General features: G+C 30.5%; 25 protein-coding genes. 17 read left to right on the forward strand and 8 right to left on the reverse strand.

Translation table 11 applies throughout. From position 1 onward, the window contains the following. The 6 genes from AJN58_RS03505 to AJN58_RS03530 all read left to right on the forward strand — a co-directional run bounded on the left by AJN58_RS03505 (window position 1) and on the right by AJN58_RS03530 (window position 4,124). Window positions 1-507 carry a DUF4376 domain-containing protein gene (locus tag AJN58_RS03505; RefSeq protein WP_002875277.1) on the forward strand — a complete coding sequence of 169 codons (507 nt, stop codon included), beginning with the start codon at window positions 1-3 and terminating at the stop codon, window positions 505-507. Then, window positions 504-875 (forward strand): DUF1353 domain-containing protein, encoded by a 372-nt coding sequence (locus tag AJN58_RS03510; RefSeq protein WP_052790186.1) that lies wholly within the window; start codon window positions 504-506, stop codon window positions 873-875. The genes AJN58_RS03505 and AJN58_RS03510 overlap by 4 nt, the downstream gene beginning before the upstream one ends. 123 nt (window positions 876-998) lie before the next feature. Next, the gene (locus tag AJN58_RS03515) at window positions 999-2,006 is read left to right on the forward strand and encodes a hypothetical protein (RefSeq protein ID WP_052805454.1); all 1,008 of its coding nucleotides are present in this window, start codon (window positions 999-1,001) and stop codon (window positions 2,004-2,006) included. An 18-nt stretch (window positions 2,007-2,024) separates the two neighbouring features. After that, a complete protein-coding gene (locus tag AJN58_RS03520; RefSeq protein WP_070291986.1) occupies window positions 2,025-3,215 on the forward strand; it encodes a phage tail sheath family protein in 1,191 nt (396 codons plus the stop codon). A 146-nt stretch (window positions 3,216-3,361) separates the two neighbouring features. After that, window positions 3,362-3,877, forward strand: coding sequence for a phage major tail tube protein (locus AJN58_RS03525; RefSeq protein WP_002865794.1), 516 nt, complete (start codon window positions 3,362-3,364; stop codon window positions 3,875-3,877). Between the two features lie 10 nt (window positions 3,878-3,887). After that, on the forward strand, window positions 3,888-4,124 hold the full coding sequence (locus AJN58_RS03530) for a phage tail assembly protein (protein ID WP_002789979.1): 237 nt from the start codon (window positions 3,888-3,890) through the stop codon (window positions 4,122-4,124). Window positions 4,125-4,231: 107 nt separating this feature from the next. Here the strand turns inward: AJN58_RS03530 and AJN58_RS03535 are convergent, their stop codons facing one another. Continuing rightward, entirely contained in the window at window positions 4,232-4,462 is a 231-nt protein-coding gene (locus tag AJN58_RS03535) for a hypothetical protein (protein ID WP_002789978.1), read from the reverse strand. A 29-nt stretch (window positions 4,463-4,491) separates the two neighbouring features. Between AJN58_RS03535 and AJN58_RS03540 the strand changes: the two genes are divergently transcribed. Genes AJN58_RS03540 through AJN58_RS03555 form a run of 4 tightly spaced genes read left to right on the forward strand, consistent with a single transcriptional unit; the run spans window position 4,492 to window position 7,978 of the window. Further along, entirely contained in the window at window positions 4,492-6,456 is a 1,965-nt protein-coding gene (locus AJN58_RS03540) for a phage tail tape measure protein (RefSeq protein WP_052858104.1), read from the forward strand. A gap of 1 nt (window position 6,457) precedes the next feature. Next, window positions 6,458-6,832, forward strand: a complete 375-nt coding sequence (locus AJN58_RS03545) for a phage tail protein (protein WP_002789966.1) — start codon at window positions 6,458-6,460, stop codon at window positions 6,830-6,832. Beyond that, window positions 6,825-7,016, forward strand: coding sequence for a tail protein X (locus AJN58_RS03550; RefSeq protein ID WP_002910020.1), 192 nt, complete (start codon window positions 6,825-6,827; stop codon window positions 7,014-7,016). The genes AJN58_RS03545 and AJN58_RS03550 overlap by 8 nt, the downstream gene beginning before the upstream one ends. After that, a complete protein-coding gene (locus tag AJN58_RS03555; protein WP_002870152.1) occupies window positions 7,010-7,978 on the forward strand; it encodes a phage late control D family protein in 969 nt (322 codons plus the stop codon). The genes AJN58_RS03550 and AJN58_RS03555 overlap by 7 nt, the downstream gene beginning before the upstream one ends. Window positions 7,979-8,043: 65 nt before the next feature. Here the strand turns inward: AJN58_RS03555 and AJN58_RS03560 are convergent, their stop codons facing one another. From AJN58_RS03560 to AJN58_RS03590, 7 genes are all read right to left on the reverse strand, one after another. Further along, window positions 8,044-10,074, reverse strand: coding sequence for an ATP-binding protein (locus tag AJN58_RS03560; RefSeq protein ID WP_070280514.1), 2,031 nt, complete (start codon window positions 10,072-10,074; stop codon window positions 8,044-8,046). Beyond that, window positions 10,067-11,116: a DNA cytosine methyltransferase gene (locus AJN58_RS03565; protein WP_002875392.1), complete on the reverse strand. Its 1,050-nt coding sequence runs from the start codon at window positions 11,114-11,116 to the stop codon at window positions 10,067-10,069. The genes AJN58_RS03560 and AJN58_RS03565 overlap by 8 nt, the downstream gene beginning before the upstream one ends. 245 nt (window positions 11,117-11,361) lie before the next feature. Further along, window positions 11,362-12,786, reverse strand: coding sequence for an anaerobic C4-dicarboxylate transporter (locus tag AJN58_RS03570; RefSeq protein ID WP_070233187.1), 1,425 nt, complete (start codon window positions 12,784-12,786; stop codon window positions 11,362-11,364). 165 nt (window positions 12,787-12,951) lie between these two features. Then, window positions 12,952-14,202 (reverse strand): RNA polymerase factor sigma-54, encoded by a 1,251-nt coding sequence (locus tag AJN58_RS03575; protein ID WP_004316775.1) that lies wholly within the window; start codon window positions 14,200-14,202, stop codon window positions 12,952-12,954. Next, a complete protein-coding gene (lptB, locus tag AJN58_RS03580; protein WP_070233240.1) occupies window positions 14,202-14,930 on the reverse strand; it encodes an LPS export ABC transporter ATP-binding protein in 729 nt (242 codons plus the stop codon). The genes AJN58_RS03575 and lptB overlap by 1 nt, the downstream gene beginning before the upstream one ends. Next, on the reverse strand, window positions 14,923-15,330 hold the full coding sequence (gene tsaE, locus AJN58_RS03585) for a tRNA (adenosine(37)-N6)-threonylcarbamoyltransferase complex ATPase subunit type 1 TsaE (RefSeq protein WP_044778954.1): 408 nt from the start codon (window positions 15,328-15,330) through the stop codon (window positions 14,923-14,925). The genes lptB and tsaE overlap by 8 nt, the downstream gene beginning before the upstream one ends. After that, entirely contained in the window at window positions 15,327-15,572 is a 246-nt protein-coding gene (locus AJN58_RS03590; RefSeq protein ID WP_070210754.1) for an RNA-binding S4 domain-containing protein, read from the reverse strand. The genes tsaE and AJN58_RS03590 overlap by 4 nt, the downstream gene beginning before the upstream one ends. A 154-nt stretch (window positions 15,573-15,726) precedes the next feature. On the opposite strand from AJN58_RS03590, the gene AJN58_RS03595 reads away from it, so the two are divergent. The 7 genes from AJN58_RS03595 to AJN58_RS03625 are packed head-to-tail and all read left to right on the forward strand — an operon-like array spanning window position 15,727 to window position 21,767. Next, window positions 15,727-16,947, forward strand: a complete 1,221-nt coding sequence (locus AJN58_RS03595; RefSeq protein WP_070233185.1) for an argininosuccinate synthase — start codon at window positions 15,727-15,729, stop codon at window positions 16,945-16,947. A gap of 12 nt (window positions 16,948-16,959) precedes the next feature. Beyond that, complete coding sequence (rplI, locus tag AJN58_RS03600) at window positions 16,960-17,403, forward strand: 50S ribosomal protein L9 (RefSeq protein ID WP_070210743.1); 444 nt, start codon at window positions 16,960-16,962, stop codon at window positions 17,401-17,403. Then, window positions 17,403-17,945: an ATP-dependent protease subunit HslV gene (gene hslV / locus AJN58_RS03605; protein ID WP_002776411.1), complete on the forward strand. Its 543-nt coding sequence runs from the start codon at window positions 17,403-17,405 to the stop codon at window positions 17,943-17,945. The genes rplI and hslV overlap by 1 nt, the downstream gene beginning before the upstream one ends. Continuing rightward, on the forward strand, window positions 17,942-19,261 hold the full coding sequence (hslU, locus tag AJN58_RS03610; protein WP_002861360.1) for an ATP-dependent protease ATPase subunit HslU: 1,320 nt from the start codon (window positions 17,942-17,944) through the stop codon (window positions 19,259-19,261). The genes hslV and hslU overlap by 4 nt, the downstream gene beginning before the upstream one ends. Next, complete coding sequence (gene era / locus AJN58_RS03615; RefSeq protein ID WP_070233182.1) at window positions 19,258-20,133, forward strand: GTPase Era; 876 nt, start codon at window positions 19,258-19,260, stop codon at window positions 20,131-20,133. The genes hslU and era overlap by 4 nt, the downstream gene beginning before the upstream one ends. After that, window positions 20,120-21,226: a hypothetical protein gene (locus AJN58_RS03620; RefSeq protein ID WP_074468912.1), complete on the forward strand. Its 1,107-nt coding sequence runs from the start codon at window positions 20,120-20,122 to the stop codon at window positions 21,224-21,226. The genes era and AJN58_RS03620 overlap by 14 nt, the downstream gene beginning before the upstream one ends. Further along, entirely contained in the window at window positions 21,219-21,767 is a 549-nt protein-coding gene (locus AJN58_RS03625; protein WP_002855032.1) for a hypothetical protein, read from the forward strand. Before AJN58_RS03620 ends, AJN58_RS03625 begins: the two co-directional genes overlap by 8 nt. The last annotated feature ends 3 nt before the right edge of the window (window positions 21,768-21,770 follow it).

Consider the following 21,770-nt stretch of genomic DNA (forward strand, 5'->3'; position numbering starts at 1 on the left):
ATGAAATATTTTATAGACAAAAACGATAATAATCAAATTTATGCTTATGAGGATGAAGTGAGCGATGAGCAAATTAAAACAGGCTTAACACCTATTAGCGAAGAAGAATTTAACTCTTTAATAAATCCTCCTAAAAGCGAAGAAGAGCTTTTAAACGAGGCAAAAGAGTTAAAAATCAACGAGATTAATACAAAAAAAGAAAATATTCTAAATGGTGGATTTTCTTTTAAAGGTAAAATCTATCAAAGTTCTAATGAAGATCAGTTAAGAATTAATGGAGCAGTAACCAATGCTCTTGTTAATCCTAATTTAATTCCTTATATTGATTGGATTGCGCTTGATAATACAACTACAAGATTTAGCGTAGATGAGTTTAAACTCTTTGCAAGTAGCATGGCTTATTTTGTGCAAGAGACTATTTTTAAAGCAAGTGCTTTAAAAGAAAAAGCTAGAAATGCACAAAGCAAAGAAGAACTTGATTTAATTGTTTGGGAGAGTGAAAAATGACTAAAGCAGAATTAAAAAGAGTATGCGTAAAGCCATACGATAAGGACAGGTTTGAAGTGATACAAGATTATGAGTTTGCTTTGCTTAGTTTTAAAGGCATTGTGCCAAAAGGATTTAAAACTGATGGTGCAAGTATCCCACGCCTTTTTTGGTCTTTGTTTCCACCTTTTAAAAGTGAGTATTTTAGCGCTTGTGTGGTGCATGATTTTTTATGCGAAAAAGCAAATTCAAGAACTGATTATAGGACAGCTGATTTAGCATTAAAAGAAGCTATGACTTTGCTTGGATGTTCTAAGTTTAAAATCTTTGTATTTTATCATTCTTGCAATCTTTATCATGCAATAAAATGCTTGATAAAAGGAAAATAAAAAAAGGTGAGCTACCCACGCAGTGGGACGGGGGCTTTCTCAAAGAGAGTGCAAAGCACAAGAGTAAAAGCGACTTTGGGCGGATTTTATTCGCACAAAGTGAAAGCATAAAAAGGAGTTAAAATGAAAGATTATGGAATTTCTTTTATTCCAGATATTAATCAAGGCTCAAAAGAGCCAAGTGAACCTATAGTTAGTGATAAGCTTAATGCTCAAAAAGTTAATGAGCTTATAGATAAAAAACTAAAGCTTTTTAAAGAAGAGCTTGTTAATAAAGAGGAGCTTAAAAGTCTCATTGAGGAAATTTTACAAGATCAAAATTTCCAAAATACAAACATAAAAATATCAAAAACCCCACCTAACTACAATACACAAGCTAAAGTAGGAGAAATTTGGGCGGTTGTAGAAAGTAAAAAACAATTATTTATTTGCACTGCTAATGATAATGATTTTACAAGCTGGGTTGATTTACTAGGAGATGGTAGCAATGATATTGTCCCTAAAGAAAAAATCATTATCACATTTGATAACACTACCACAGGTGGACAATATGGGGGTTGTATGAGTGATTTAAGACTTGGTTTTGAAAATGGTTTTGCTACTCCAAATAAAGTTCAAGATGAGTATGAAAACGCAAAATTTACTATGACTAAAGATGGTAATGGTCTTAATAGAAGCGATTTTACTATAGATTCTAATCCTATTGCAGGAGAAAACCAAATTTTAGGAACGATTAAGACAAGTGGTATTTATCAAGAAACCTATCACAAAATCGCCCATGTGTTTAAAAAATATAATGGTGGTTCTGATGAGTGTTGCTTATGGTCTAGTTCAGGAAGTAGAGAGGTAAGCATAGAACTTGAAAATACACCAATGCCTAATAAGCTTTTTGCTAGAGGTAATGGATATTATGGTCAAACAGAAATTACCAATGTAAGAGTAAAAAAATCCATTTTTATAGGTGAGCAAGAAATTCAAAGTGAAGATTTTAATGTTGAAAAGTTAGAAGCTAGTTCTGATACTTATGGAGATTATGCTTTTTTATTTGAAATTTCTAAACAAGATCAAATTGTTATAAAAAAAGAGCTTAATTTAAATCCTAAAAAAACAAAAAAATACAAAAAAATGTAAAGAAATAAGGAGTGAATAATGGCAGCAAATTATGGAGTTAATTTTAATATCAGCAATGGTGCAGCAAGTCCTATTAAAGTGCAAAGTGATACGCCTATTGGTATTGCTGGGGCTATAAAAGGTGCAAGTAAAGAAATGATTTACACAAAGGCTGGTTATGAAAGCGTGGATAGCTTTCCAATCTTTGCCTTTTCAAATGTAAGTAAAGCAAAAGAATTTGTAAACGATTTAATCAAAGAAAATAACTTACAAGATTTTAGACTTTTAGATACTTTAGAATGTATCAATCTACAAAATGTAAGTAATGTAATTATTATTAGTTTTTTTGAAGAAAGCGATGAAAGTGAAAACACTTTAACCAATATTGTTAATGCCATAGAAGCTTTTAAAAAAGCAAAGCACAAAACAGGTTTTAGTCCTGATTTAATCATTGCTCCTTATTACTCACATGAAGCAGGAGTAAAGGCTAAGCTTGAAAGTGTGGCAAGTTCTATGAATATCACAGCTATTGTGGATCTTTACGCTACAAATGTTGGCGAAGCTATTAATACAATGGAGGCTTTTAGCTCCAAAAGATTAATTGCCACTTGGCCACAGGTTCAAATCTTAAATACACAAGGAAAATACGCTTATGTTCCACAATCTCCTATCATCGCAGGTTTAATAGCCCATACAGATGGGGATAAAGAATATGGTTTCAGTGATTCTTACTCAAATAGAGTGATGAATGGGGTTACTGGCACAGAGCATTTTATAGAGTTTATCAATGGCTTTGATTGTGATGCAGAAAGATTAAGAAATGCTCACATTTCAACTTGTATTTTAGGTGAAGGTTATCGCTCTTGGGGTGGGGAGACTAGTCATGAAGATACGATTTGGCAAGATTTAGCTCGTGTAAGAACTTTTGATCGTATAGCCCTAGCAGGACAAAAAGCAGCTTTTAAGGCTATTGATAAAAAAGCAAGTGAATTATATTTTATAAAAATCAGCATTGAAGAATTGCTAAGAGATTTAAAAGGAGCTAAGGTTTTAATTGGCTATGAGGTAAGCTGGGATGAAGAAAGAAACACAGATGCCAATGTGAGTGCTGGTAAGTTTTATCTAAATATAAAAATGATGAATAATCCAATCGTTAAACAAATCACTTTAGAGTTCATCTACTCTGATGAATGGGCGAGTGATTTGATTAAAACTATTAGTGCAGAGTAAAAGGTGGCTTTTGGGGCTTTCTCACAGAGAGTGCAAAGCACAAGCTTAAAGAGAGTGTAAAGCACAAGAGAGGGGTCAAGGGGATGAAATCCCTTGTTGCAAGGTGGAATTTACTTCCACCGCGAAGTTAAAAGAAGGAGAATAACATGTTTAATAAAGTACCTCAAGTAATTGAACAAGCAAATTGTTTTATAGATGGGTATGGTTATGCTGGGGTAGCAAGAGATATTACTTTGCCTATTATAGAACAAGAAGTATTAGAAAGCAAAGGAGCGCTGAGTGCAAATTATGGCACGGGTGTATTTAAAGCAATGGAATGCTCTTTTAAAATTAGCGAGATGGGAGAACAAGCTTTTGAAGCTTTTGGAGTAAATACTTTTTCTAAAACAAAAATCCCACTTGTTTTTAAAGCAAGTATTCATCAAAGCGGATCAGGAAAACAAGTGCCTTTTGTAGTGGAGTTAAATGGAGAATTTACATCTATGACTCCCCCTTCTATTGTAGCAGGTGGCGAATTTACAAGTGAAATAAAAATCAATGTGCATTTTATAAAAATCACAATGGATGGCAAAAGACTATTTTTAGCTGATATAAAAAATCTTATTCTAGAATTTAATGGCATTGATAAAATGGCAAAAGTAAAAGCAAATTTAAGTCTATAAGGAGAAAATTATGTCAAAAATAATCAAATTATCAAATGGAAATGAAGTTAAATTTAATCCCCCAACAGCTGGGATGTTGCGTCGTTCTATGGATATGCAAAAAGGCGAAGGTTCGAGAGCTTTTTATATGATAGGAGAATGTACTAATATGAGTTTAGAAGAGCTTGATAATTTAAGTCTTGAAGACATTACTCTTTTAAGCAATGAATTAAACAATTACCAAACTCCCAGTGGGAGCACTGAATAATGAAGCTATTGCGTTAATAGCTCATTATTTGCATTTTTCTTATAGTGAAATTATGAGTTTAAACATAAAAGATTATCTTGAATTTTTAGATATTAGTTTAAAAATCGCTAAGAGTGTTTAAGCTTAAAAAAACAATAGATAAAGGTTACAATATAAAGTATTAAAGAAAAAAGCACAAAAAATGAAGTGATATTAACAAAACCTGCTAAATAATCATCACTTAAAAAAGAAAGCATAAAAGCGACAAAAATACCGAGTGTTAAAAAGGCTTTAAAAACGATTTTAAAGTTTTTTAAAAAGATGATTTTAGCATTAAAAGCATTGTCTATTTTTTTCATAAATAGATTTTACAATAAAAAGGAAAAATATGCAAGATTTAGGACTTAGCTTTGGTATATCTTTAGCCTTTAAAGGCTTTAAAGAATTTGCTAAAAACACTGAAGCTTTAAAAAAGTTTAGTGCTAATTTGGATCAAAGCAATAAAAGTGTAAAAGCCTTAAATAAAAGTATTGATGCATTAGAAAAATCCAAGGCAAAGATTAAAGCAATAGGTGAAGAATTTAGCGCTTTAAAAGGTGAGCTTATGGCTAAAGGCGCAAGCGCTTTAGCTATCGGTGTGCCTGTAAAAATCAGTGCTAATCTTGAAGATGATATGAATAATATAAACGCCTTTTTAAATACAAATAATGAAAGTTTAAATCTTTTACGAAAAAACTTTTTAAAACTAAGTTCTAATATAGGAATTAATGTTAATGAGCTTACTAAATTGGGTGAAGCAGGAGCAAGGCTTGGGATAAAAAGCGAAAGTGAGCTTTTAAAATTTAGCGAACTTGGTGCTAAGTATAGCAAAGTCTTTAAATTAAATAATGAAGAAAGTATTAATTTCATGAGTAAGCTTTCTAATATTTATAAATTAAATACCAAAGATATGCAAAATCTTGGAGATAAGATAATTGGTGTAGCTAAAGCAAGCAATGTAAGTGCTTCAAGTGTTGCTAAGATAATGAATGAAGTAGGAGGCGATGCAAAGCTTATTGGTATGAGTGCAGAGGGTGCGGCAGCTTTAAGTGCTGCTTTTGCAAGTGCGACTAAAGATGAAGGCGAAGCGATTGGAACTTTTAAAGCAATGACTAGCGTTATGAGTAATTTAAATAATGCAAGTGATGATATGAAAACCAAGTTTTTAAGCTTGGGGCTTAGTACAGAACAACTAAGTGCTTATTTTAAACAAGATGCAAGTGGTGCGGTTAAAGTACTTTTAAATCAGATAAAAACCTTACCAAAAGATGAGATGGTCTCTTTTTTAAATTCAGTTTTTGGGACGGGTGCTGCAGGCATGATGCAAAATTTAGTCGACAATACAGATAAGTATGAACAAGCTTTAAAATCTTTAAAAAATACAAAAATGGGTGCTTTAAATAATGAATTTAAAAAGTTAGGAGACTCCACTAACACAAGCTTTGCAAAACTTAGTGCCAGTATGGCAAATCTTAGTGCAAGCATAGGCGAAGCTTTAGCACCTGCTTTAAGCTTTGTCATGGATAGTATCTCATCTTTGATTAACTTTATTAGAGAGATTATTGATGCTTTTCCAAATTTAAGTAAAGTTATAGGCACCTTAGTAGTTTCTTTAACTATAGCTAGTGTCGCACTTAGTGCTTTAAAAGTAGGATTTTTGGTTGCAAAAATTGCAGGAGCGCAATTTGCTTTTACGCTTAATGCTATAAGAACTGCTTTTAATATATTAAAAATCGCTTTTTTAACCAATCCTATAGGGCTTGTTTTAATGTCAATTGCCGCCATTGCAACGCTTGTTATCATGAACTGGGATAAAGTTAAAACCTTTTTCATTGGATTTATAGATAAAATTAGTTCCGTTTTTAGCGGATTTGGCGAGTTTTTTAGCTCTTTATGGGGTGGTTTATTTAATTGGTTTGCTTCTAAGTTTGAATGGCTAAGCAAAGCATTTGCAAAGATTAAAGATATAGCTAAAAGCGTGGCCTCTTTTTTTGGTTTTAGTGATAATGATAAAAAAGTTGATGGAGAAAAATATCAAAATTTACAAAATGATAATTCTAGAACCCATCATGGCATAGTAAGATCAGGTGCTCCAAAGCATGAAGCAAGACAAGCTGAAATTGCCGCTTTATCCAAAAGAAGTGATATTTCTAAAAAAAATGAAATCAATGTAAATATTAATGGAACTTTTAATATAAGTTCAAATAATGGAGTGTTTGATTTAAAAGCTTTCGCAAAAGAAGTTGAAAATAGTGTTTTAAGTGCATTAAATAAAAATGCAGATAAAAAAGTGCAGACAACAATTTGGGGTTAAAATGATATTTTGTTTAGGTGAGTTTGAGTTTGAAGCTTTAAATGTAGATGAGCTTGAAAAAAATTATGAATACGGCATTAGAAGCATTGAACGTATTAATAATCATAATGCTTTAATCAGCGTTGCTAAAGCAAATGAAAGTATTAAAATAAGTGGCAAAACTTTACCGCTTAGTAAAGATAAAAACACTTATTTAGATACTTTAAAGCAAATGGCTTCTCAAAATAAAAGCTATGCAATGTGTAGTGCCAGTGGAGTTTATTTTGGAAAATTTGCGATTTTAAGTATCAGCGAAAAACAAAGTGCTTTTTTAGAAGGCAGTGGCTTTTTAACACAAAGTTTTGAACTTAATTTACAAAGGGATTTTGATGAGTGAGATTTACATTGCAAAAAACAATGAAAGGCTTGATAGTGTGGTTTATAAGCATTATGGAACGCTTTTGTATTTTGATCAAGTTTTATTAGCCAATCCAAAATTAGAGCCTCTTTTAAAAACAGGAGATAAAGTGATTTTGCCTAATATTGAAATTCAAGAAAACAAGGAAGAAACTTTATGGTAAATCATCCTAGCTTTAAGATAAAAGCAAATGATAAAGATATTACACAAAAGATAAGTCTTAATCTTATTAATCTAAGCTTTGATGATAAGGCCAAGGATGAAAGTGATGAGATAAGCATCAGTTTAAATGGACTTTATGCAAGAGCTCCTTTTGGCGATAAGTTAGAACTTTGGCTTGGATTTGATGAAAAACTTTTTAAATGTGGTACTTTTAGCATTAATAGTTTTAGTAAAAATTATAGCTCTAAAACAACAGATATTAAAGCTACTGCGATTAATTTTGCTAGCAATATTAAAAACAAAAAATCAAGGACTTGGGAAAATACCAATCTTGCAGATATTGCTTTAAAAATTGCTGGGGAAAATAATTTAAAAGCAAAAACAAATAATGCAAACAAAGCTTATATCAAACATGAACTTCAAAACAATGTAAGCGATATTGAGTTTATTTATACTCTTTGTGCAAAATATGGCTTTTTAGCTTGTATAAAAGAACAAACTCTTATCATCATAGAGCAAAAAGAGGCAGCACAAGAGGGTGTAAAGGGTGGCGGAAAGCAAGAGGGTGGCATTAAATATACTTTAGATATAAGCGAACTTAGTGATTTAAATATCAGTATTAAAAATCGCAATGATTATACAGGCGTTAAACTAACTTACCAAGATATAGAACAAGGCATTGTTAAAAGCGTTTTAAGTGGCAATGATAAGGGTTGTGTTTATGAGCTAAAGATTGCTGGAGTAAAGAATGATAGTGAGGCACTAAACTTGGCAAATGCTAAGCTTAATGCTTTAAATAAAGGCTCTTTTGAAGGAAGTTTTAGCATGATAGGGAAAAATATCAAAGCAGGAGCGAATTTAGAAATAAAAGGCATTGATGAAAAGGTTATTTTTAGTATTAAAGATGTAAAACATGACTTTTCTTTGAGTGGATATACTATAAGTGTTAATTTTGAAGGGTAATAAGGAAGACTAAAGCCTTCCTTTTTCTAAAAACTAGCAAACTAATCAAATCTATTTATATTGAATTAATTAAAACAAGGGATATTTTTTTCACTTTCTATTATCTTGACAAATTCTTCATAAATACATAGTGCATTGTCAATAATCTGATTGTATTTTAATAGCTTGATTTTGTAATTTTCTTCAAGAGATTTAATGTCCGTAGCATCTAATTGGATAGTATTTCCACTTCCCTCTATTCCAGCATCTTCTGAAATAATAAAATATGCCTTAATATCTTCTTTTTTTATTGGTTTCATATTGTGAGGTAAATTTTGCATTAATGCCGTTCTATATCTTCTAATTTGTCTACTAATATCTTCACTCTCAATTTTTGCATGTCCCGTAGCAGTATTTTTTTTTAATTCTACTATAATGGGATATTGTTCTTCGGCTATACTAATTAAAATATCAATAAAATTTCTATGTATTTCACCTTCTTTATCAATTTCCCTATAATACTTTTGACGTACTATATTAAACGATTCTTGATTATTTAATTTTTTACTCCAATAAGGATTAATTAACCAAGGATGTTCATACAAGTGATCTTCAAAAAATTTCTCTGGAGTATTATTCTCATTCATTAATTCTTGAAGTTTTTTGATTGCCAAAATTCTATTTTTTGCTATTTCATAAACCTTTAAGTGATCAGAGTTTGCAATTTTAGACATTAGAGTATTTAATAATTCTGTAAATGAATTATTGTTTCTATTTAAGCTATTTTCTAGTTCTTGGATATCAACGTTATTGATAGTATGAACAATTGAACTTATCATTTGTTTGATATTTTTATGGTAAATTTCTTCATCTTCTTTATCTTGTTCATCAATTCCTTGGATCATAATGTGTAAAAATTTTTTATGTATGTTTAATTTTCTATCATCTAAAGATTTAAGCCAATTTTGATAACTTTCATTGTTTTTAATGTCCTCTGGAATATAACTAATTGAATCTTTGGTTCTAATTTCTTGCCATTTATTTACAAAAACATTTCTTACGTCTTTTAAATTGTCAATAAATTCGCTTACATATTCATCAGAAATATCTAAACCTTGTCTGCTTGATGTAATTGGAGAGTCATTTTCAGAATAAAAAAAATCTGCATGAACTTCTCCTACTAAATATTGACTAGCAATTCTTGCATTAGCACTTTCTTTAAAAATATTTTCATCAGCAATTTTTTTATTAATGAATACGATTACATTGTTAAAGTCAAAATTTTTAGTTTGAATTTTTTTAAGCTCTGCAACACCTCCCATCCATCCTTTTATTTTATTTTCATTAAAGTATTTAATAACATTTTGATCTCTATTATAGGGGATTTTTTTAGATACATCAACATTGGGAAATAATTCATTAATCTCTTCTGTGCTATATCCAAAATAAACCAATAACTCTATGCTATCATAATATATGTGCGACTCTAAACTAACTTCATCATTGTTAATTTTAACTTTAAAGTTATCTTTGCTAGATGCAATATAAAATCTTCTAGATAAATGAATTTTTAAATTATCTGTAGTTGAAGTTATCACCCTTCTTCTTAAATGTTCTATTTTGACAATCATTCCAGATTGATTAGAGTTATATTGACTAAATTCAGTCGGTAAATTTTCAATTTCTTGATAGACAACATTATGAGTATTTTCTTCACTTAAAAGTTCTTCATATTTTAATGTAAAAGTAATCCACTTATCAGAATTAATACTTTTTGTATATACGGTATACATATCTCCCAAACTAAAAGCAGCTAGTTTTCCAATTCCTTTTTGCCCCATTGGAAGTCTTTCTTTAAGATTATTGATAGGATTTTCCTTATCCTTGTTTCTTCCTATTTTTGCATATTTTTTTTGCAGCTCATCAACATTTAAACCTTTCCCATTGTCGGCTACTACAAGAAAGGTTTCATTAAGAACTATATCTACCTGTGTTGCATAAGCATCATAAGAATTTGCTATTAGTTCTGCTATTGCTGGAGGATTGCTATTATACAGTTTTCTTCCTAAATGATTTACAGCTTTATTTGCTATAGAAAATTCAATTGTATTAGCCATACGCTTCTCCTATCAGATGTTTTTTAATGCTTATTCCTATTATTTCCCCAAGTCTTGGAGGAACAGCATTTCCTATATGTCTTGAGATAACAGATGTTTTAATTCCAACTTCATTATCAATAAAATCATAATCTAAAGGAAATGTTTGCAATAAACTTGCCTCTCTTAAACTTATTGCACGATTTTGTTCAGGATGTCCAAATCTACCATTTCCTAAACTCGTGCAAAAAGTAGTCATTGTAGGAGAAGGTTCTTCCCATTTCATTCTTCCATATACACTACCAAAATTTTTACCAGATTCTTTTTTATGGCATTTAAGTATTAAATGCTCAGGCCAATCTTTCCAACTACCTCCATTTTTAGGAGTAGCTTTAATTCTTTCTAAATTTAATCCTGATAAAGGTTTAGCTATGTGTAATGGATCTGTTTTAGATTGTTCTCCTGATTTAATCTTAGGTAGAAAGCCTATTGCATCTCTTACTGTCTTGTAATTTTCTTTGTGGTGTGTTTTATTTATAATGTGTATTTCTTTAATTTTAGATCCCAATAAAACTAATCTTTTTCTATTTTGAGGCATGCCATATTCTGGACAAAATATAATTTTATAATCAATAAAATAACCATGTTTTTTTAAAGTACTAATAAAATTTTTAAATATCGGATATTTTTCCAAATCAGGCACATTTTCCATACTAATAATTTCAGGTTTTATTTCAATTATTAATCTAAGAAATTCATTAAGTAAAGTCCATTTCTCATCATTTTCATTATTTTTGCCTTTGGTGTATTTGGAAAATGTTTGACATGGAGCACATCCTACTAGAATCTTATATTTTGTATCACCAAAATATTCTTGGATCTCATTTGAAGAAATATTTTTTATATTTTTTTCTATAAACTGTGCTTTTATATTTTTTTCATAAGCATATTTGCAAGTTTTATCCAAATCATATCCTGCTATTATTTCAAAGCCAGCTTGTTTTAAACCACAGCTTAATCCACCAACACCACAAAATAAATCAATTACTTTACTTTCTTTCATAAAACACTTTATCTCTTTTTTAAATTATACAATTAATTTTTATATAAGATGCTTAAAAGACTTTTAGCTAAATGTTTAATAACACCTTAGACAACATTAATGATATTTTTTGCATTAGAAATCAAATTCAAAAAACAATACTTTGATTTTAAGTATCAAATGACTTTGATTTGAAAAGCGGTTTTATATATATTAAATAAAAAGACAAATGAAAAATTTAGCAGGAAAAATCCTGCTAAAAATTGTTAAAGATAACCCGCTGCCATAGCAATAAAATATCCTGCTATACAAGAAGTGATTACACCTATAAGACCTGGTAAAATAAAACTATGATTGATAACAAATTTACCGATGTGAGTAGTACCTGATCTGTCAAATTGTATAGTAGCTAAATCGCTTGGATAAGTTGGTAAAATATAATATCCATAACAAGCAGCCGCAAAGGCAACAATTACACCAGGTTCAACACCAATTCCTAAAGCCAAAGGAACAAAAGCCGAAATAGCTGCTGCTTGAGAGTTTACAAATTTTGAAATTAAAAGAAGCATTACAGCATAAGTCCAAGGATGCTCTTTTACTATATCTCCAAGTGCTGCTTTCATCATAGGAGTGTGAACTGCAAACATAGTATCAGCCATCCAAGAAATTCCAAAAACCGCAACAAGCGCTATCATGCCTGATTTAAAAATTTCATTAGAGCCGATTTTCTTTGCATCTGTTTTAGTAAAGATGATAATCAAAGAACCTGCTAAAAGCATAAACATCTGAATAACTGAAACCATGGATAAAACATCCATTTTAGGGTTACCTAAAGCATCTACTTGAGGAATGCCATTTTTTACAACTTGTCCCCAGTTTGGACGCAAAAAATCAAATACACCCAATAAAGCTACTAAAGCAATAGCTCCTAAGAAAATCCACATTGCAACCCAATTGCTTTTTGGAAGTTTAACACCTAAAAGTGTTTTAGAATCCCCATAAACATATTTTTTAAATTCAGGATCTTTAAGTTTTTCTTGAAATACTTCATCTTTACCCAAATCTTTTCCTCTAAACCAAGAAAAAATTCCTATACACAATACACCAAATAATGTACTAGGTATAGTAATTTGAAGAAGATTGATATAACCATCAAAACCTGCTAATTTATGATTAGCATTTAAAAGCAAAGCAGTCAAACTCACAACAGCCACAGATACAGGAGATGCAATAATACCCATTTGTGATGATATAGAAGCTGCTGCCATTGGACGCTCAGGGCGAATACCATTTTTAATCGCTATATCATAAATAATAGGCATAATAGTATAAACCACATGTCCTGTTCCACAAAGTATAGTCAAAAAGCAGGTTACAAAAGGTGCTAGTATTGTTAAAAACTTAGGATTGCGTCTTAAAATTCTTTCTGCTATTTGAAGCATAACATCTAAACCACCACTCGCTTGCAAAGTTGCACTCGCAACCACCACCGCTAAAATTGTAAGCATAACATCTATGGCTGGTTTTCCAGGCTTTATATGAAAAGCAAATACAAGCATTAAAATACCTATACCACCAAGCAAACCAAGCGCTATACCGCCTTTTTTTGCACCGTAAAAAAGACAAATTAAAACGATAATGATTTGGACTGCAAATTGCCCTCCCTCGGTAAGGCTTGTTAAAAAATCCATTTTAACTCCTTTGAAAATTGATATTTAAAAACAGTTATTATTGTATCACATTTTTAAATTAAAGAATAATATTTATAAAAATAAAAATAATAATTTTTTAAATTATTTAAATTAAATTTAAATATAAAACACAAGCGTAATGGGTTTGACAGATTGTATAGAATTTTATCCTTCAAGTTCATATATTTTTTTTCTATCTGTAGAGCTTGCTATATTAAGATGTTTGCGATATTTTGTAATAGTTCTTCGTCCGATATCGACCTTAAATTCTTCTTTGATTAATTCTAAAATTTTACTATCGCTTAAAGGTTTATTGCGATCTTCATTCTTTACTAAATTTGCCACAAATTCTTTAACACCTACATTTGAAGTCTCTCCCTCTTCATCAAGAGCAAAAGCAAAAAAATCACGCAAGGGAATAAGTCCTCTTTCACAACTTAAATATTTATTTGCCACAGCTCTTGATATAGTCGAAGCATTACGTTCTAAATCAAGTGCTAAATCCTTAAAAGTCATAGGTTTTATCTCTTTTCCCATGAAAAAATCATATTGATATTCTACTATCATAAGCCCTATTTTATAAAGAGTAGCTTTTCTCATCGCTAGAGCATCGACTAAATTTTTTGCTTCTTTGATGTAATGACTTAAAAAATCATGCTCTAAACCATCAGTTTGGATTGAAATTTCAGGATAATAATCATCATTGATTTTTACTTTAATTTCACCATTTTCTTTATAAACAAAAATATCAGGAACAATTATACGAGAATCTTCAAAATATTCCAAAAAAGGAGGAGTGCTAAAGCGCTTAAGTACAGCTAATGCTTCTTTATATAAAGGCTCTTTGGTATAGTTTTGTATATTTTCAAAATCCATAATCAACATTCTACAAAACTCATCAATATCTTCATCTAATTCCATATTTTCAAGAGCAAATAAAAATGCTTCTTTATAATCTTTAGCTCCCACTCCTACAGGATCTAAAAATTTAAATCTTGCTCTTACTCGCTCAATTTCTTCCAAAGAATACTCTTTTAAAAATTCTTCATCGTATTCAAAATATCCTTCCTCATTTAAGCATTCTATAATTTTTTTTGCAAGTTCTTGAGATTTGTTTGTAGGAAACAAAGGAGGAAGAATCTGTTCATTTAAAAGCTCATAAACACTTTTTTTGGCAAGTCCTTTACTATCCACAAAAGCCGAATTTACATTATGTTTATAAAATGAATCAAAATAATTCTTACCCTTATCATGAGTTTGTATCGAATCTTGAACATTTAAGAAAGGATTATCCTCAGCAAATTTATCTAAATTTTCTTTTAAATCCTCTATGTTTGCTTGTAAAATCGGCAACCAAGAGCGTAAAGTTTGAGAAATTTTAGTCTTGGGTGCTTGGGTGATTTTTTGCTTTAACATCAATCAAGGAGTTTAAACTCCGCTCCTAAATAATACTTTTTCACGTCTTTATTGGTTGCAATTTCATCAGCATTCCCACTAGCAAGCAAAGAACCTGATCTTATAACATAAGCTCTATCACAAATAGCCAAAGTCTCACGCACATTATGATCGGTAATTAAAACCCCAATCCCTAATCTTTTAAGCTCTTTAATCAAAGTTTGAATTTCAGCCACTGCTATAGGATCAACACCTGCAAAAGGCTCATCAAGAAGCAAAAACTTAGGTTCGCACATCAAGCTTCTAGCGATCTCACAACGCCTTCTTTCACCTCCACTTAAACTTAAACCTTTCCTTAAACGAATAGGTTCTATACTTAAAAGTTCAAGCATTTGCTCAACTTTATCATGTAAAATTTTTTTATCTTTATAAAAAATCTGAGCCGCTAAAAACAGGTTATCTTCTACACTTAAATCCTTAAAAATACTACTTTCTTGAGGTAGATAACCTATCCCTGATCTAGCTCTTTTGTTTAAAGGATCTTTTGTTACATCCAAACCATCTAAAAGAACTTTTCCACTACTTGGAGAAATAAGTCCACATATCATATAAAAAGTTGTTGTTTTTCCTGCGCCATTTGGCCCTAAAAGTCCTACAACTTCTCCGCTATTAACCTCTAAAGAAATTCCATGTATAATCTTAGTTTTTTTAATAATTTTTTCTAAATTTACAATTTCTAATTTACTCATAAATTTCATACTTTCTTTTATTATCTTTAATGCTAATTTTAATCTGGATAGTAGAAATTCCAAATTTCATTAAAGTTTTTTTCAAATTTTCACCGCCCCATTCAACCAAATGTAAACCTTTTTCAAAAAAATTTTCAAATAAACCATTCGCTAAAAGTCCTTCTAAACCTTCTTGATAAATATCATAATGATAAATGCAAATATCATGATTTTCATATTTTTGCATAGTGGAAAAAGTTGGAGAATCTACCCTTGCATCAAGACCAAGAAATTTAACCCAAGCTTGCACCAAGCTTGTTTTTCCGCTAGCCAAATCTCCTTGAAGCAAAACAACACCTTCTTTAGGCATTATTTGAAGCATCGTTTTGATCTCATCTTTTGCTAAAATAAATTCTTTCATAATTTTACCACATATTCATTTTGTGCATTTTTAGGAATGCTTTTCGTGCTAGGTATAGCTAGGACTTTATATTTTTGAGTGTATTCAATAAAATGTAAAGTGATAATATCACCCACCTTAATCTCTTTACTCGCTTTAACAATAACGCCATTAATCCCCACTATGCCACTTTTACACATATCTTCAGAAATAGCTCTTCTTTTCGTGATATTAACTACATTTAAAAATTTATCTACTCTCATAAAAGCAATTTTAGCAAAAAAAATCAATTTTTGGAACAAAATTTGCTTACGCCTTTGCTTTATTTTTTAAGAAAATAGCAAGTAAAAACTTTTCTTTAATGAAATTTGGATACAATTTTACAATTTTCAAATCTATTTTAGCAAAGGATATCTTATGAAAAATGAAGTAAAAAAAGTAGTTTTAGCGTATTCTGGGGGGCTTGATACGAGCATCATTTTAAAATGGCTTCAAGATGAGTATAATTGTGAAGTTGTAACTTTTACAGCAGATATTGGTCAAGGCGAAGAACTCGAACCTGCAAGAAAAAAAGCCCTTTCTTTAGGTATAAAAGAAGAAAATATTTTCATTAAAGATTTAAGAGATGAATTTGTTAAAGATTATGTATTTCCTATGTTTAGAGCCAATGCGATTTATGAAGGAGAATATCTTTTAGGAACAAGTATAGCAAGACCACTTATAGCAAAAACTCAAGCACAAATTGCCCTGCAAACAGGTGCTGATGCGGTAAGTCATGGTGCCACAGGCAAAGGAAATGATCAAGTGCGTTTTGAACTTGGTTATCTTGCTTTTAATCCCGATTTAAAAATCATCGCTCCATGGCGTGAGTGGGATTTAAACAGTCGCGAAAAACTCCTTGCTTATGCACAAAAACACGGTATTGATATTTCTAAGAAAAAAGGAAAATCTCCTTATTCTATGGACGCAAATTTACTTCATATTTCTTATGAAGGACTTGTTTTAGAAGATCCTGCACACGCACCCCAAGAAGATATGTGGAGATGGAGTAAAAGCCCAAAAGACGCTCCAAATGAAAGTGAAATTATAGAACTTGATTTCCAAAAAGGAGATTTAGTAGCGATAAATGGAGAAAAACTAAGTCCTGCAGGACTTTTAACCAAACTTAACGAACTAGGCTGCAAACATGGTATAGGACGCCTTGATATAGTAGAAAATCGCTATATAGGAATGAAAAGTCGTGGTTGTTACGAAACTCCAGGCGGTACTATACTTTTAAAAGCACACAGAGCTCTTGAAAGCATCACGCTTGATAAAGAAGCAGCACACTTAAAAGATGAACTCATGCCAAAATACGCAAGTTTAATTTATAATGGCTATTGGTTCTCGCCTGAAAGAATGATGCTTCAAGCCTTAATCGATGAGTCTCAAATTCATGCCAATGGTAGAGTAAAACTCGAGCTTTATAAAGGCAATGTGATGGTTATAGGACGCGAAAGTGCAAATGATAGCTTGTTTAACGCAGCTTATTGTACTTTTGAAGAAGATGAAGTGTATAATCAAAAAGACGCAGCAGGCTTTATTAAGCTTAATGCTTTGCGTTTTATCGTTGCAGGAAAAAATGGAAGAAAATTTTAATAAAGGAATAAAATGAAAGTATTATTAATCAAAGATGTAAAAGCACTTGGAAAAGCAGGAGAAGTAAAAGAAGTAAAAGACGGCTACGGACAAAATTTCTTAATCGCTAAAGGCTTTGCTAAAGCAGCTACTAATGAAGTTTTAAGAAAATACGAAAGCGACAAGAAAAAAGAGGCTGAAAATTTACGCTTTGAAATCGCAAATTTAGAAAAACTCAAAGAAGAACTTGGCAAAATCACTCTTGAAATTTCAAAACCCGTAGGTGCAAATGGAAGTTTGTTTGGTGGCGTAACCAAAGATGAAATCGCTCACGCCCTAAAAGAACAAAGCCATATAGAAATCGATAAAAAAAGCTTAGAATGCGACACCTTAAAAAGCTTAGGAATCCACGAAGTAAGCGTAAAACTTGGACACGCAATCCATGCTAAATTTAACATAAATATAAAGGCAGAATAATGTTTCACGCAACAACGATTTTAGCTTACAAAGGTAAAAATAAATCCGTAATCGGCGGAGATGGACAAGTAAGCTTTGGAAATACGGTGCTAAAAGGCAATGCTGTAAAGATTAGAAAACTTAATAATGGAAAAGTTTTAGCAGGTTTTGCAGGATCAACAGCTGATGCTTTTAATCTTTTTGATATGTTTGAAAATCTCCTTCAAAGTTCTAAAGGCGATCTTTTAAAAGCAGCGATTGACTTTTCTAAAGAATGGAGAAAAGATAAATACCTAAGAAAACTTGAAGCCATGATGCTTGTACTTGATAGAAATCACATTTTTCTACTTTCTGGTACAGGCGATGTGGTCGAACCTGAAGATGGGCAAATCGCAGCTATAGGAAGTGGTGGAAACTATGCACTTTCAGCTGCTAGAGCCTTAGCAAAACATGCAAATTTAGATGAAGAAGAACTTGTAAAATCAAGCCTTCAAATCGCAGGTGAAATTTGCATTTATACTAATACCAATATCAAAACTTATGTAATCGAGGATGAGAAATGAATCTAACTCCAAAAGAAATTGTTAAATTTTTAGATGATTATGTTATAGGACAAAAAAAAGCTAAAAAAATCATAGCTATAGCTTTAAGAAATCGCTACCGCAGAATGCAACTTAGCCCTGAGTTGCAAGATGATATCGTGCCTAAAAATATCTTAATGATAGGTTCTACAGGTGTGGGAAAAACAGAAATCGCTAGGCGTTTAGCTAAAATGATGGGCTTTCCTTTCATCAAAATCGAAGCGAGTAAATATACTGAAGTAGGTTTTGTAGGTCGTGATGTGGAAAGCATGGTAAGAGATCTTGCCAATGCAGCTTTAAATTTGGTAAAAAATGAGCAAAGAGAAAAAAACAAAGATAAAATCGATGAATTTATAGAAAATAAAATTTTAGAAAAACTTTTACCACCTTTACCAAAGGGTATCAGCGATGAAAAACAAGAAGAATATAAAAACAGTCTTGAAAAAATGAGAACTAAACTAAGAAATGGCGATCTTGATGAAAGCACGATAGAGATAGAAATTTCACAAAATATGTTTGATACCAATCCTAACCTACCTCCTGAAATGGGTGCAATGCAAGATATAGTTAAGGTTATAGGCGTTGGCAGTAAAAAAGTCAAAAAAGAAATGAAAATCAAAGACGCTAAAAATGCTTTAAAAAACGAAGCAGGAGAAAAAATCCTAGATCAAGAAAGTATCAAAAGCGAAGCCTTAAAAAGGGCGGAAAATGAAGGTATTATTTTTATTGATGAAATCGATAAAATCGCTGTTTCAAGCGGAAATTCAAACCGCCAAGATCCAAGTAAAGAAGGGGTGCAAAGAGACTTACTTCCTATAGTCGAGGGATCAAATGTACAAACAAAAATAGGCACTTTAAAAACCGATCATATTCTTTTTATCGCTGCAGGGGCTTTTCATCTTAGCAAACCAAGTGATCTTATCCCTGAACTTCAGGGACGCTTTCCTTTAAGAGTGGAATTAGATAGTCTTGATGATAAAGCTCTTTATGAAATTTTAACACGCCCTAAAAATTCGCTTTTAAAACAATACTCTCAGCTTTTAAAAACTGAAAAATTAGAACTTGATTTTGACGATGAAGCAATTAAAGAAATAGCAAAAATAGCTTCAAGAGCCAATGAAGAAATGCAAGATATAGGTGCTAGACGCTTGCATACTGTGATAGAAAAATTACTTGAAGATTTAAGCTTTGAAGCTGATGAGTATGCAGGTAAAAAATTCGTAGTGGATAAAAAAATGGTAGAAGAAAAACTCGGAGATATCATAGAAAATAAAGATCTTGCAAGGTATATTTTGTGAAAAGTGGCTTTGTTAGCATCATAGGGCGTACTAATGCAGGAAAAAGTACTTTAATCAATTCCTTATTAGAAGAAAAAATCGCCCTAGTTTCTCACAAACAAAATGCCACAAGGCGTAAAATCAAAGCCATAGTGATGCATGAAAAAAATCAAATCATTTTCATCGATACCCCAGGACTTCACGAAAGCGGTGCTAGGCTTAATCAACTGCTTGTCCAAAGTGCTATTAAATCCATGAGGGATTGTGATATGATTTTATTTGTGGCAAGTGTTTTTGATAACACAAAAGACTATGAAAATTTTCTTAGTCTAAGCCCACAAGTACCACATATCATCGCTTTAAATAAAGTAGATTTAACCGATAATGCTACGCTTTTAAAAAAACTTAGTGAATATGCAAAATTTAGCCAACATTTTAAGGCTATCATTCCTTATTCCTCCAAGAAAAAAAACTATAAAAAAGATTTATTAGATGAGATAGTAAAATACCTTGATGAACATGAGTATTTTTATGATCCTGAATTTTTAAGTGCGAGTAGCGAAAAAGAACTTTATAGAGATTTTATACTTGAAAGTATTTATGAAAATTTAAGCGATGAGCTTCCTTATAGTAGCGAAGTGCTTATCCATCGCACCAAAGATACTCCCGATCTTTTAATCCTAGAAGCCAATATCATCACAGATACAAACTCTCACAAGGGTATGCTTATAGGAAAAGAAGGGGCAACTTTAAAAAGAATAGGCAAAGATGCACGCTTTAAAATTTCAAAACTTGCACAAAAAAAAGTACTTTTAAAGCTTTTCGTAACAGTGAAAAAAAACTGGCAAAAAGATGAAGAATTTTTAAAAAAACTTTTAAATGATGAAAATTAATTCATTAAATAAAATAAATTTTATAAAATCTACAGATTTGCTTTATGCTCAAAGAACAGGAATATCCAAAGAAGATGAACTTTTTAACAATTTAACTGCAGATTTTAAGCTAAGCAAACCCTTTGACTACCAAATAGCTTTTTTTAAACATAATGAAATTTATCATTGTTTTTTAGCGCCTGTTTACAAATTGAAAAAAAGTCGTTTTTGCTTTCCTGAGCCTTTAATTTTTCAAGCTTTGTTTGATGAAAGATTTATTGAGGAAAGTGATTATTGTGTTTTAAATTTATATGATCAAACTTTATATTTATATTTTTACCAAGAGGGAAAATTTATCAATCTTAAAAAAATCGAAAATTTCAACCCAAGTAATATGGATTTATTTTTTAAACAAAATCGATTTATAGAACTTTTAAAACACTATGAAAGCAAATTGCTACTTTATCAGGATTTGGATACAATCAAACATTACTTCTCATCTCAAATAAAATGTTTAAATCTAAATGATATTCTTGATAAAAATAGTTTATTGAAATTAAGTTCATATAGTATAAAAAATCTAGATCAAAATTGTAATTTTATCAAGCATAATAAAATAAAAATATCTATTTCTTTTAAAATTATATTAATATTTATTTTTAGCTTTAGTCTTAGTATGATGATTTTATTATTTAAAGATTTTATAGAATACAAACAAAATAAGGAAATTCAAAATAAAAATTTTATCATACAAGAAGAAATTTCTAAACTAAAACAAGATAAGCAAAAATTATTAACAAACATACAAGATTTAAACTTTACTCTTTCTAATAAAATATCATCTACACAACAACAATTTCATATTTTATCCACCATAACAAAAGAAATCAATTTAGACAAAAATAAAGCAATCATTCTAAATCAAATCATATCATGGCTTAACTCCAATGAACTTAAAATCACAAATCTTGAATTTAAACAAACAAAAATCATTCTTTCTTTTATCGATGAAAACCACTTTAAAAGAGCATTAGAAAATCTAAATTCTGCTTTTAAAATTCTTGATAAAAATGAAGAAACATTGAATATCATATTAGAAGTCATACATGAATAAAATAGAAGTATTTTTGCAGAATTTAAATCCTAGGGAAAAATTTCTTTTTATTTCTTTTATCTGTCTTTGTGCTTTGTTTTTAGCTTTTAAAATTCACGATCACTTTTTGGAAGATATTTTTCAAAAAACATTAGTAGAACATAATTACCTTGCATTAAATGAAGCAAAAATAGAAAATTCACATCTTAAAGAAATAGAAACAAAGCTAACAAAACAGATAAAAACAGAGGAAGAAAAATTAAAATACTATAAAGAAAAATTGCATTTATTTTCTTATGATAAAGATTTTTTCAATAAAAAAATCAATAATTTATCCAAAAATTTAACCATTAATGAAATAAAATTTTCCCAAGAAAACAAAAATTTTATCCACTATAATTATGTTTCTCTAAGTTTAAATGGCAACTTTAAAGACTTGCTCAATTTTATACAAAATTTAGAAAATCTTCCTATAGCTTTAAAAATTGATAAAATAAAACTATACAATACACAGGGTTTAAAATTAAAGCTTGATTTAATGTTTAAATTTGTTAATTTATAATAA

The sequence above is a fragment of the Campylobacter sp. BCW_4321 genome (assembly GCF_001763075.1).
GTDB classification, from domain to species: Bacteria; Campylobacterota; Campylobacteria; order Campylobacterales; family Campylobacteraceae; genus Campylobacter_D; species Campylobacter_D jejuni.